This is a genomic window from Leuconostoc aquikimchii, from assembly GCF_040838325.1.
Classification (GTDB): Bacteria; Bacillota; Bacilli; order Lactobacillales; family Lactobacillaceae; genus Leuconostoc; species Leuconostoc aquikimchii.
Genome location: NZ_JBFPER010000001.1, coordinates 745,988 through 758,773 on the forward strand (window position 1 = coordinate 745,988; position 12,786 = coordinate 758,773).

A 12,786-nucleotide genomic window follows, 5' to 3' on the forward strand; every position below is an offset into this window, starting at 1 on the left:
ATGGCAGAACATTACGGTATTTATTTAACCACACCAGATAATAAAACGTTTGAGTTACCAATCATGCCTACTGAAATAGTTGTCAATCGTGTAATGGACGTGACGCAAAATACAATTGTGGCACTAGGCGAGATTGACCAGATTGGCAGTAAAAAATTAAACGAGAATACAATTGAAGGTATTATTCCTGTTGATGTAAAAACAAGCCACTTGATAACTGCAACAAAATTATTGTCAAGTGGTAGTGACTACATTGGTCTAATTGAAAAATGGCAAGGCAGTAAAAAACGTGGCCGTTACGTTGCCACAGGTGATCGGAAAATGAGTGGCTGGGTAACTGTTTCAAAATTCGAGTGGGGCATGAAAGAAGGTAACGCTAATGAGTTTTATTATAGCTTGACACTTCGTGAATGGCGTGATTATGCTGCAAAAAAAATAGTTATCAAGAAAAATAACACGACACCAGCAAAACCGAAGCCACGACCTGCACCACCGGCAAAAATTGGTGTTAGGTCACGAGTGGTTGTTAATGGTCGATTATTTCGTGATAGTTACGGCACTGGCGGTGGACTAACTGAGCGTAACGCAGATCGCGTGATAACATTAATTGCTAATGGCAGAACAAAACCATATCATGTGGCGCTTGTCGGAGGTGGTGCGCGTGGTTGGGTATCTGCATCGTCAGTGAGGTTGAAATAATGGCAGTAACTGAATTTAGACTAGGAAAAAGAGACTTATCGCAACCATGGGACGTATCACAAATTGTGACAAATATTAAATGGACGACTGATATTGACTTTGCGGCCGGAGAATTAGTGTTCACGATATTAGAAGTCAATGAGGGTTTCTTCCCATCGAATGGCGATTCGGTATGTTTCAAGTGGGATAATAACCGCACATTCTTTGGTTATGTATTTTCAATCAATTATACGAGTGATGAAAAAATTGAGGTTGTCGCCTATGATCGGCTGCGCTATTTTAAAAACCAAGATACAATTGTTTGGCCAGTTGGTAATGCGTTACAACGTTTCAATTCAATTATGGCGCGTACGTCTACACCACACGATAATCTAGCAACGGCAACCGCCAATTTACCGGCAGAAGTGTCTGATGGTAAAACATATTTTGATATGTTGAAGTCTGCGTTTGAAGCAACACACGCACAATCTGGTAATCGTTACGCTATGCGTGATGTTTATGGTTTGGTTCAATTCATACGTGTTGCGACTAACAATGGCGCGTATATATCAGATCGAACAACCACAATTATTGGTGACGGTTCATTGTTGATTGACTTTACATTTGGCTCCTCAATTGATGAACTTTATAACGTTGTGAAATTAATTCGTGAAACGGAAGATGAACAAAAACGTACTGTTTACACAACCAAAACGTCTAATTCAGACAGTAGCCAGAGACGTTATGGGACGTTACAAGTTGTTGAAAAGGCAGACGACAAACTTAACGACTCACAAATGCAAGATAGAGCTAACCAATTATTGCGTCAGTACAACAAAGAAAAAGTTACATTAACAATCAACGCGATCGGTCACGAAGCAATTCGAGCCGGTACGCGTTTTTATATTTCAATCCAAGATTTGCGTGATATTGGTATTGGGACGCGTGAAGTATTAGCAACCAAGGTGACACATAATTTCAAGCATGACTGGACAATGACAATTGATGCGGAGATAGACTAATGGCAAATAATATCGAGTGGTTTATTGATCGAATGAACTCACAGGGTGGCACTGATAGCGATTATGCTGATGTATTGTTTGGCACAGTTGTATCTAGCAGTCCTCTAAAAGTAAAAATCAGTAATGAAATTGTGCTTGATCGCACGTTTTTAGCGGTTACGGAAACTGCAATAAAAGCCAAGCTTAAAAGTGGTGATGGGGTTGTTATTTTACGTGGACACGGTAACAAAAACAGTCATGTAGGTGCGCAACAGTTCGTTGTGATAGATAAAATAGGAGGCTAACAACATGGTAGATTATGACACGCCAATTTTGGACGATGTCACGCAATCAGTTAATGATTTGCAGGTTGTGACGCTTCCAGGTTTGACTTATCAAGTTGTCAATGGCCGTATTTTGGGGAAGACTGATGGCATAAAATCTATGGTACAAGCTATTAATAAAATATTGCGTACAGATCGTTTTGTGTTCACGATATATAGCGATCAATATGGCAATGATTTATCTGAACTAATTGGCAAAGAGTTGCCGTATGTTAAAGCGGAATTGGGACGCGTTTTTGACGAAGCACTAAAAGCAGATGATCGTGTGGACAACGCAGAAATTAATTCAGTCACACAAATAAACAGAAATACATTACTGGTTAATTTGACAGTAACAACTATGTTCGGTGATGCAACAGTTGAAAGTGAGGTCAGTGTATGACACCTAAAGAATTAGCGAATAAATTCCAAGCGATGGACTTCGATTATTTTATTAATGCAGCGCTTGATCGTGTGCCTAGCAACCTAGATACACGTGAAGGGTCAGTTATTTATGACGCCATTGCACCAGCTGCTTATGTCATGGCTGAAATGTCACTGAACGTAGCAGATACTGTGCTAAATACATTTACGCAGACAGCCAGTGGAGAATATCTTGACTACCGAGCTGAAGAACGGGGTTTAACACGTGAGCAAGCAACATTGACACGATTAACGGCAACACTGACTGATGAAAACGGTCAGCCCTTGGTAGCCAACATCGGTGATCGATTCGCAAGTATTGGTGTTGAACCTAATTACTATCAATTGACTAAGTTATCAAATATTAGCGGACAAGCGACGCTTACGGCTGAAACTGCTGGCGAAATTGGGAACTCATACATTGGCCAGTTGTTGCCTATTTCAGCAATCGCTGGCTTTGGCAATGCGATTGTTAATGAGGTAATTATTCCGGCTAGAAATGCTGAAACAGATGATGAGTTGCGTGAACGGTTGTTGACTTCAAACGAAGTGATTGCATTTGGTGGCAATGTTACCGACTATATTAAGTTTATTATCGATATGGAAGATGTAGCTGCGGTTCAGGTATATCCAACGTGGAATGGTGGCGGAACGGTCAAGGCAGTTATTTTAAACAACCAATACCTCGCACCGTCTCAAGCATTAATTGACCAAGTTAAGAATGCAATCGATCCAAGCAATTCATCGGGTAACGGTTATGGTATTGCACCAGTTGGCCATACAGTCACCGTAGCCGCACCAATATTGCGAACGATTAACGTCGGTGTCATGATTAGCACGACATCAACAGTCACAGTTGAAGATGTGCGCCAAAAAGTTGAACAAGCAATCGCTGAATATGTTAACAGTGTGCGTGAAAAATGGGGCAATGTTAATGCCAACGAACGGACATACACTGTGATTTTGTATAGGTCACAGATTATAATTGCGCTTCTAAAAGTTGATGGTTTAACCAATGCAACCAACGTGAAATTTGACGGTGCAGACAAAGATATAACATTGACAACTACTGCAACAATCGAAGAATTACCAATGTTAGGCACGGTGACAATTGATGGCTGAATTAATGAAATTGAAGGAGTTACTACCAAATTTTTATGACGGTGTTTATGACATGGACGTTATCGTGAACGTTGAGCAGCCGTTACTTGATAATTTTCAAACACTGATTGACCAGGCGCGCAACAATCACTATGCAGCTATTGCCAATGAAGATGGTATTTCAATGTTTGAAGCAATGCTAGGTATCACAAATGTTGTCGGCCAAGATATCGAAACACGGCGTTACAACGTTATTATGCAATTATTGCCACCTAAGCCTGTCACAATGGCATATATGCGTGAATTAATGGGCGTATTAAATATTGGTGCAACATTGACAATTGATACCAGTAAATTACATGTCAATGTTGAGACGCGTACATCAGACAACGCAGTAATGCAGCGTTTATCAGTGTTGCTAAAAAGACTTTTACCGGCAAATATGACGTTTACAACGTTTAACTTGCTGATAACATCGACAACAGGCACAGTATCAACTGGGACAGATGTACTTTATAACACAACAATCACAAATAAAGGGGGTAGCGTATAGTGGCTGAATCGTACAGTAAATGGATCATGACAACCGCATTTGCAAATAATTCGCAAGCAGCGTTGAATACAGGCAATAAGATTGAATGGGTGGCGTTAAAAACATCAGACGATACGCATACAGTTAGTGATTTACAAGGTTTCAATGACACAACACTGGCTACTGCTAAAATTAAGCAAACGGCTAGTATCAATTCAGTTGTGCTTAATGGTAACACCGTTACAATTACTGGAATATTCAATAGTGGTGGCAACGCGGCAGATTATTACATCAAAACAATATTCTTAGTTGCAAAATACAATGGTACAGAGTTTTTGGCCGGCGTTACCATTGCCAATTCATCTGGTAGCGCATTTAGAATGCCAACATTAAGTACAACTGAAATTACAGAATTTACAGCTCGTCCACAAATTACGGTGACGAATAGTTCAACAATTAGTACAACAGTTAATCCAGTAGCTGCAGCAACTAATGAACGCGTCAATAGTTTAGAAACATCGTTAAACGGCAAAATTGTTGAAAGCAACGCGGACAAACAGAAATTGTGGAATAAGCTGGCTGATTATGTGACCAAGGCAACCGCTGAAACGATTACCGGCGTTAAAACCTTCACTCAGACAATCGTTGGCAGTATAACAGGAAACGCCGGAACAGCAACAAAATTGATAACGGGTAGAAAAATCAATGGAGTTTCTTTTGATGGTTCAGCGGACATTACAGTTAAAGCATCAAATGACGATAAAATTGTTCATAGCGATGGCGATCAAACTATTAAGGGGAGTTTAGATCTGCCAAATGATAACACAATGATTCGCGTCGGCAATAATAGTGATATTGGGCTTGTAAAGAAGCAAGGACAAAGTGGATCCCTTGTTATCGGAAGCAGCAATCAATTTAAATTGCAAAAAAGTAACAATGTTAAGATATCGCCAACTGATACATTCACTGATTTGATGAGTGTTGATCAGGATGGAAATATAAAAGCAAAATCGTTTTCTGGTATTATACAGCCTAGAGAATTTTCATCTGCTGATATGAACTTGTTAGTTGAAAGTGGCATTTATAAAATACCTAATTCATTTAAAAACGTACCGGTAGGAATGCCTAATGGCGGTATTGTTGAGGTATATACCTATGACGGGAATGTTACTTATCAAATTTTGCATGTTCAAGGTAGCAAAATATGGAAACGTTACAAATTTGGCGTAACTTGGTATGATTGGAATTTATTAGCTGATGATAAAACTGTTGTTCACAATACTGGTACTGAAAATATTTTAGGTGCAAAAAGCTTCGAAACTAATAGAAATTCTGCTGACGGTATTTATTTAAAAGTAAGTTCAGATAACATAGACAATTCAAGTCACAAAATATTTTGGTCACGTGATGATATATTAAATAGTGGATTTGGCATGAATGTAGGTATTGGAGCAGGTGGTAACTTAATTATTGGCGGCGGAGAAAGCGCACCTAGCTTCTTAGATGCACTTGCAACCGGCAACATACCTAAAAATATTTCTGATTTAGGTATGAAAGGAGATAGTGAATACGGTATATTTTCATCTGATGAAAATGTCGTATTACTTGCTGGTTATCAAAGCGGTGGTTCTACAGGTAAAGCATGGATTTTCAGAAACAATGGAATAATATTAACACCTAATGGTGCTAATATTATTGAAGATAACACTGGTACATTGTCTTTTAAAAAACAAGATGGTACTAAAATGTCATTAGGTACTGATATAGACGGTAATGCTGCGATGTTATCAACAAAAATGTTATCTAGTGGTGAAGATTTAAATAATTATAAAAAATCTGGTTTTTTCATCTGTGGAACTAACGCAGTCGCTCAAGCACTAAAAAATTCACCTACAACTAATGCTTTTAGCTTAAGAATATATCCAACAGGATTAAATGATTATTCAGTAGTTCAGTATATAGATGAATATGTTAATAATACACAGTCTCAAACTTATAAAAGAGCATATTACCCAGTTAACGGTTGGGGTTCTTGGCAAAAAGTTGCTTTTGATACAAATTCAAACATTTGGAAATATTCACAACAGTTTGAGGGTGGCGTAGAAATATCACAGGCAACACCATTTATTGATTTTCATTTTGGTAAGTCCACAGATGATTGGACATCAAGAATTATTGAAAGTGCCTCAGGTAAGTTAAATTTTTACGGCAATGGCATGGCTAAAATGACAATGGGGGCAAACATTGATGGGAACGCAGCAACAGCTAGTGCTCCTAATGTTATTGGCATTAGCACTAATACTGATTTGAATACTTTAAAAAATAATGGTTTTTACTCATTTCAAGGTGGCACCGTTTTAAATAGCCCTGTCTCTAATTATTTCTCGTTAAATGTTGTCGCGGTCGGTAGTGTTAATAGTTCTCAAATGCTCATTGACACTAATACAGGAAACGTATGGTCAAGAGGTTGGAACCGTGGCAATACATGGACTGATTGGAAAAAATTAGGAGTTTAATTATTATTAACTAGAAAAGTATTTCCAACTATTCTCTTGAATATCGTGTAGGAGAAAAAATGAAAAACTATAGGAGTACACATGGACCAACTTATACAATATTTATTTGCTAACCTAAATGGGGCTACCGAAACGGCAGTCCTTTTTATTTTGGTCTTTTTTGATACCTTTTTAGGCTCGCTCTGGCGTAAACGTAACGGTGTTGCACGCACGAGTGGTGGTGGGTTGGGTGGGCTGATTACCTCAATACCATTGGCGTTGATGCCTGTGGTCATTTGGTCTTTAACGATATTTTTTTCGTTTGTGCCCACCCATTTAGGAGGCCGTGACTTCATATTTCAGCCGTTAATTTTTGACGTGATTTCATTTGTGGTTACCATAATTATTGGTAATTTCATGTTGAAATCAATCATGGCCAACATGAAATTAGCCGGTATTGATGTGCCGCCATTCTTAAAACGGTGGGCTTTGAAATGGGTTGATAAGTGGATTGAAGATGAGTACCACGTCAAATATCAAAAGATTGGCCAAGAGCCGGAATCTGTTAATAAAGAAAGCGAGAAATAATTATGGGATATACAATTGAAAAAAACATCGTTGTGCCAGGACGACCAGCAATGGATAATGGTTTAGCTTTACGGCCATTTGGTCAGGTGCATATGCATTCAACAGCTAACGAATCAGCAACTATGAACAATGAAGTAGCATTTCTATCTAGGAACTGGCAAAACGGCTACTACACGCATTTAGTTGGTGAGGGTGGTCGTATTATTCAAGTGGCTGAAACAAACGGTGGCGCCTACGACGTGGGCGGTGATTGGAATTGGGAAACGTATGCAGCGATTGAATTTGGTGAGCGGGTCACTTCTCAAGCGGACTTCAACAAATCGTATCGTGCTTATATCTGGCTTGCTCGTAAATTAGCTGATGAAGCAGGAGCAAACTATGATTTAGATGATAACGACACGTTTGGCATCAAAACGCATAACTTTGCTTCACGCACTGGACACGGTTCAGATCATGTTGACCCTATTGCGTTCTTAGCTAAATGGGGCGTATCTTATCAACAGTTGAAGAATGATCTTGTTAAGGGCTTTGACACACCTGTTATTCCAGCAGCAAAGTTTAAAGCGAATGATCAGATTGTCTTAACTACAAATGCCTACGCCACACGTTGGGGAACTCAATTTAACAATGCGGTTAAAACGTCATGGGGTACTATTCGTAAAGTAACTCAAGCTTCACAGTCAAAGTCTAACTACTCATACGAAGTGGACTTCTCGGGTCGTATTTGGAATGTACTTGAGCAAGATCTACTAACACGTCCAGCACAACCAGTAAAGAAAGCAGGTGGTTTCAAGGTTGGACAAACTGTCACCCTTAAAGGTAGCGCCTACAAATGGCAAACAGGCCAAGTGATCAAAGATTTTGCAAAGAACAAGCAATATAAAATTAAGAGCGTGAAGGCAGTCAATCAATCTAACAGTAACCAAGCCGTGTTACTTGAAGGTGTGATTAGCTGGGCATTGGCGCAAGATGTACAATAATTGAATAAACATTAACAACTAATGATTTTCACATTAATATGTAAGACATTAGTTGTTTTAATTGCTCCATAGTTCAGTGGTAGAATGACGCACTGTTAATGCGCAGGTCCTTGGTTCGAATCCAAGTGGGCAGTAATGAAAAACGTCCAACTAGATTATCTAGTTGGACGTTTTTTTGTGTGGTTATTTTTTTATAAGGGATCACTAATGTTACGAAAAAATAAAGTTTTCCCTCCGATTTTATTATAGTCTAACTCGTGTTTAACCGATATTTTTTTTAATTCTTGTTGATCATAATAATACCAAAAACCATATGTTCCTGGATAATCGTGGTTTTTAGGGAAGTCGTCTAGTAATAATGTTTTTTTACTTGAAAATATTAGATTATTGCTATGAAAATAAATCGATTTATTAAAACTGTCAACACTATCTGAAAAAAGACGCTGATGTTTAAATTTTTTAGGAGTACGTAATAAAGAAATATTATAAGCCGCTGGATTACGATTTATATAAAAAGTTAATACTAAGTCGGGTGTTAAAGGAAAAGTAAGCGTTACGCGTTCTAATAAGCCCTCATCCATGCCTATAATATATCCATTATCATTGTTAATAAAAACATTGTGTGCTGATGATTTAAAAATTGCTAAATCGGCATACATTAATAGCGGGCGTAATCTTTGCATTTCCATTACACGTGAGATGTTTGTATTATCTTTAACAGAAATCAATTCTTCTTTTTCTAATGATTCATAATCAAAAATAGTATTTATTCGTTCATTATAATTTTCATTGAACTTTGGGTTTCTGACAATTAACTGTGTACAGAATTCAACAAAATATAAAAACACATCCATTGGTAATTGATCTTTAGCATATGATCTGCTTAATCTATTTATCATTGTTGGAATGTACGGCTCAATGCTATCCCATATTGCATCAATAGCATTCTTTTTTAATCCAGTCGACTCGCTTGTTAACGTATAAAAATTTTTCATCTTTAAAATTTCAGATGGCGTTCTTTCGAAGGGATCTGTCTGTTTTCGAAGACGAACGTATATTTTTTTATTTCTAAAAGGAGTTGAGGAGTGAATATTTTCAAAAGTGAACTGTCCAATCAAAGCAGCTGGCATAAAATGTTGTCGTTTTCCTGATGACATAAGTTATCTCCAAATAATTTACTATACTAACAATTATAGTCTGATTTTTTTAAGTTATCACTCAGCATAAATATATTTTAGGAGGTGGAATAGTAACTGTGCTGGTTTATTGGTATGGATTTTAATTGCAATAATTTGTAGCCATTTTGTAGCCTTTAACTCGAAAAACATTGTATTCTGTTGACAGTTAGTGAATGCAGTTATAACCTTAAAACCCAGTAATACCAACGTTTACAAACAAAAAAGCTGCCCTACCAACAGTGTTGATAAAACAGCCAATATGCCGCTGACAGGAATCGAACCTGCACGAGATCACTCTCATATCGACCTGAACGGTACGCGTCTGCCAGTTCCGCCACAGCGGCATTACATGATTCATTATACTAAACTTTTGAGTAAAATAAAAGATTGACTTTCAATGCCAATATAGTATTATATAAAACAATAGGAATAAAGAAGCTAATGTTAGGTTTTTGAGCCTTTTTATGCTTTTTATGACTTATTTGTTAACTTATACAGCAAACTGTCTACTTGTGGTATTAGGGGTATTCGTAAAAAAATGCGTTTAATGTAGTAGAGCGTTTCATTGTTGAACACCAAATGGAGGGTGTGCAAAGGCACAAAATCATGATGAAAACTTATAATTTTTCTGCTGGGCCAGGTGTTATGCCGGAAGAAGTCATCACACAAATTACACAGGCGTTTGAAACAAACGCACACACACATATGAGTATTATTGAAATATCTCATCGCTCCAAACAATTTCAAACGATTATCACTGGTGCTGAAAAGAAATTGCGCGAATTAATGCATATTTCCGATGAGTATGCTGTTGTCTTTTTACAAGGCGGTGGGTCGACACAGTTTGAAATGATCCCATTAAATTTTGCAACAAAACACCATAACATTGCATTACTAGATTCAGGTAATTTTGCCGAAAAAGCTGCGGAAGCTGCCAAACAGCTTGGCAACAAAGTGACGATACTAAATAGTACAAAAGATAAACATTATCAAAAACTGCCACTTTTGCCGGATAATTTTGATGCGACATCTGCTGATTATTTGCATATTGTGACCAACAATACGATTGAGGGCGCGACTTTTCATCAAAACAACTTGCCTAAAACAGCCGGACGTCTTGTTGCTGATATGAGTTCAAATATCTTGGCAGAGCCATATAATGTATCAGATTTTGATGCGATTTTTGCTGGCGGTCAAAAAAATCTTGGTCCAGCGGGTGTCACTGTTGCGATCATTAAAAAGTCATGGTTAACAGAGCAAGATTTAACTGGTGTGGGACCGATGATGCGTTATCAAAATCATATTGATAAGCAGTCAATGTATAATACACCACCTGTTTTTGCGATATACGCCTTAAATTTAGTACTTGATTGGGTCATACAACAAGGTGGCGTTACTGAAATGTATCGTCGTAATTTGGAAAAGGCAGCACGACTGTATGCTTATCTTGACCAGTCAGAATTTTATACTGCGCCCGTCGAAGTAAGTGCGCGCTCGTTGACAAATATTGTTTTTACAACAGGCGATCTTGAACAAGATAAGGTTATTGCTAAGCAAGCAACTGAAGCTGGTCTGTTTAATCTTAATGGACATCGCTCGGTTGGTGGCTTTAGAGCATCGTTATATAACGCACAGCCTATGTCAGCAGTAGATGCGTTGATTGCATTTTTGCAGAAAGTAGAACAACAAGCATGACAACTATCAAAACATATAATGCCATTAGTACTACAGGATTAGATTATTTAAAGCAACATGATTATGATATTAATACCAGCGATAGCCCAAAAGGCATAATTTTGAGATCTCAAAATTTACACAATGAAAAGATTGCGGATAGTGTACGTGCTGTTGTAAGAGCCGGTGCAGGATTTAATAACATTCCAGTAGATGACTTATCAAAACGAGGTGTGGTCGTATTTAACACACCTGGTGGTAATGCAAACGCGGTTAAAGAATTAACTATAGCATCATTGATTTTAGCTGCACGGCCGGTTATTGGTGCAATTGGTTTTGCAAATGAAACACGCGGTGGCGATGTATCTTTACGTACAGAGGTGAGTAAAGGCGGCTACCGCGGCACTGAGTTAGCTGGTAAAACGTTAGGGGTTATTGGTCTAGGAAACGTCGGGTCAAAGGTAGCTAATACTGCTTTAGCTCTAGATATGGATGTGATTGGTTATGATCCTGGGCTAAATGCTAACACTGCTTGGCGAATTGATCGACATATCGTACACGCTAAAAATGTGCAAGAGGTTCTACAAAAAGCTGATTATATCACAGTGCATATTCCGTTAACCGAAAAAAATAAGTTTTTTATTGATGCTGATAGTCTCGCACTTATGAAACCAACGGCTGCTTTATTAAATTTGTCGCGCAGTGGGATTGTTAATGACTTGGCAGCTAAAACGGCGTTAGATAATGATGACCTACGCGTCTATATTACAGATTTTGCTGATGAAGCCTTATTTGATCATCCAAAAGTCATCATCACACCACATATCGGTGGCTCAACAGTTGAAGCAGAAGATACAAGTGCCTTAATGGCAGCACGTCAGTTAGATACGTATCTGACAACTGGAAATATTATCAATTCGGTTAATTATCCTGATATTGATGAACCGTTTACAACAAAATATCGTGTTGGTATTATTCATGAGAATGTCCCTAATATAATTAGCCAAATTTCAAAATTTTTTGGCGATAACAACATTAATATTGAACAATTAAGTAATCGTGCGGTAGGTGCTTATGCATACACGTTAGTCGCGATAAATGGCTTTAGTGATGCGCAGCAAGAATATGTTAAAACGGCATTAGACGAGATTCCGCATGTTATTTTAACTCGTCGCTACGTTAATAAAAACTATTAAGAGGATAATCATATAATGAAGGAATTACAAGAAGCAGGGATTGCGAAATTATCTCAGCGCGGTGTCAACATCGATGATATTGTTGAAGGGGCACGTACTTTTTTAATAGAAAAATATCATGATGCTATTGATGAAACATTGTTAAATACAGCGATTTTACGTGTGTTACATAAAGATGAAGTGGCAGACATTATACTAACAGCGCTGTATTTAGACGAACAGGCAGAAAATATGCCTGATACGCAACCGCTTAAAGCACGTTTACAGCGCGACGCTAACGGTCACAATGTTGATGAAATATTAGCAATTGCAATTACACAACAGTTCTCAGCAGCAGCAACAGTGCACTATGGCTTACTAGATGATCTCAAGCCGGGTTTGATTGGTATTATTAATGACAAAACAGATACCATTAATGTTTATTTGGATGATATATTAGCTGCTTTGATTGCCAGTTCAGCGATGCTGTACTTAGAATTATCAGGTGGTAACACGTATTAAAGCATAGCAATAGCTATCGCATCATTAACTTAAAAAAGACGTAACCATGACTGTTTTAAAAACTGGCAAGGTAAGCGTTTTTTTGATAGAATTAAAGGCATAATAATAATTTCAAG

13 protein-coding genes and 2 tRNA genes are annotated in these 12,786 nt (G+C 37.9%); 13 read left to right on the top strand and 2 right to left on the bottom strand.

Annotated elements, in window-relative coordinates; translation table 11 throughout:
- The 10 genes from AB3K24_RS03785 to AB3K24_RS03830 all read left to right on the top strand — a co-directional run bounded on the left by AB3K24_RS03785 (position 1) and on the right by AB3K24_RS03830 (position 8,254).
- Positions 1–699 (top strand): hypothetical protein, encoded by a 699-nt coding sequence (locus AB3K24_RS03785; protein WP_367973875.1) that lies wholly within the window; start codon positions 1–3, stop codon positions 697–699.
- On the top strand, positions 699–1,700 hold the full coding sequence (locus tag AB3K24_RS03790; RefSeq protein ID WP_367973876.1) for an XkdQ/YqbQ family protein: 1,002 nt from the start codon (positions 699–701) through the stop codon (positions 1,698–1,700). The genes AB3K24_RS03785 and AB3K24_RS03790 overlap by 1 nt, the downstream gene beginning before the upstream one ends.
- Complete coding sequence (locus AB3K24_RS03795; protein ID WP_367973877.1) at positions 1,700–1,984, top strand: DUF2577 family protein; 285 nt, start codon at positions 1,700–1,702, stop codon at positions 1,982–1,984. The genes AB3K24_RS03790 and AB3K24_RS03795 overlap by 1 nt, the downstream gene beginning before the upstream one ends.
- Before the next feature lie 4 nt (positions 1,985–1,988).
- Positions 1,989–2,405 carry a DUF2634 domain-containing protein gene (locus tag AB3K24_RS03800; RefSeq protein WP_367973878.1) on the top strand — a complete coding sequence of 139 codons (417 nt, stop codon included), beginning with the start codon at positions 1,989–1,991 and terminating at the stop codon, positions 2,403–2,405.
- On the top strand, positions 2,402–3,547 hold the full coding sequence (locus AB3K24_RS03805; RefSeq protein WP_367973879.1) for a baseplate J/gp47 family protein: 1,146 nt from the start codon (positions 2,402–2,404) through the stop codon (positions 3,545–3,547). Before AB3K24_RS03800 ends, AB3K24_RS03805 begins: the two co-directional genes overlap by 4 nt.
- Positions 3,540–4,079: a putative phage tail protein gene (locus AB3K24_RS03810; RefSeq protein ID WP_367973880.1), complete on the top strand. Its 540-nt coding sequence runs from the start codon at positions 3,540–3,542 to the stop codon at positions 4,077–4,079. Before AB3K24_RS03805 ends, AB3K24_RS03810 begins: the two co-directional genes overlap by 8 nt.
- Positions 4,079–6,574: a pyocin knob domain-containing protein gene (locus tag AB3K24_RS03815; RefSeq protein ID WP_367973881.1), complete on the top strand. Its 2,496-nt coding sequence runs from the start codon at positions 4,079–4,081 to the stop codon at positions 6,572–6,574. Before AB3K24_RS03810 ends, AB3K24_RS03815 begins: the two co-directional genes overlap by 1 nt.
- Before the next feature lie 81 nt (positions 6,575–6,655).
- Positions 6,656–7,141, top strand: coding sequence for a hypothetical protein (locus tag AB3K24_RS03820; RefSeq protein ID WP_367973882.1), 486 nt, complete (start codon positions 6,656–6,658; stop codon positions 7,139–7,141).
- Between the two features lie 2 nt (positions 7,142–7,143).
- Positions 7,144–8,121, top strand: a complete 978-nt coding sequence (locus AB3K24_RS03825; protein ID WP_367973883.1) for an N-acetylmuramoyl-L-alanine amidase — start codon at positions 7,144–7,146, stop codon at positions 8,119–8,121.
- Between the two features lie 62 nt (positions 8,122–8,183).
- A tRNA-Asn gene (locus AB3K24_RS03830) sits at positions 8,184–8,254 on the top strand.
- A 58-nt stretch (positions 8,255–8,312) separates the two neighbouring features.
- Here the strand turns inward: AB3K24_RS03830 and AB3K24_RS03835 are convergent.
- On the bottom strand, positions 8,313–9,278 hold the full coding sequence (locus AB3K24_RS03835; protein ID WP_367973884.1) for a DUF4238 domain-containing protein: 966 nt from the start codon (positions 9,276–9,278) through the stop codon (positions 8,313–8,315).
- A 281-nt stretch (positions 9,279–9,559) separates the two neighbouring features.
- Positions 9,560–9,643: transfer RNA gene (locus AB3K24_RS03840), tRNA-Leu, on the bottom strand.
- A 265-nt stretch (positions 9,644–9,908) separates the two neighbouring features.
- Between AB3K24_RS03840 and serC the strand changes: the two genes are divergently transcribed.
- From serC to AB3K24_RS03855, 3 genes are read left to right on the top strand one after another with little or no spacing between them, the layout of a single operon-like run.
- Positions 9,909–10,994, top strand: a complete 1,086-nt coding sequence (gene serC / locus AB3K24_RS03845; protein ID WP_367975562.1) for a 3-phosphoserine/phosphohydroxythreonine transaminase — start codon at positions 9,909–9,911, stop codon at positions 10,992–10,994.
- Positions 10,991–12,169, top strand: a complete 1,179-nt coding sequence (locus AB3K24_RS03850; RefSeq protein ID WP_367973885.1) for a 3-phosphoglycerate dehydrogenase family protein — start codon at positions 10,991–10,993, stop codon at positions 12,167–12,169. Before serC ends, AB3K24_RS03850 begins: the two co-directional genes overlap by 4 nt.
- 15 nt (positions 12,170–12,184) lie before the next feature.
- Positions 12,185–12,670 carry a phosphatidylglycerophosphatase A family protein gene (locus AB3K24_RS03855; protein WP_367973886.1) on the top strand — a complete coding sequence of 162 codons (486 nt, stop codon included), beginning with the start codon at positions 12,185–12,187 and terminating at the stop codon, positions 12,668–12,670.
- Positions 12,671–12,786: the final 116 nt, after the last annotated feature.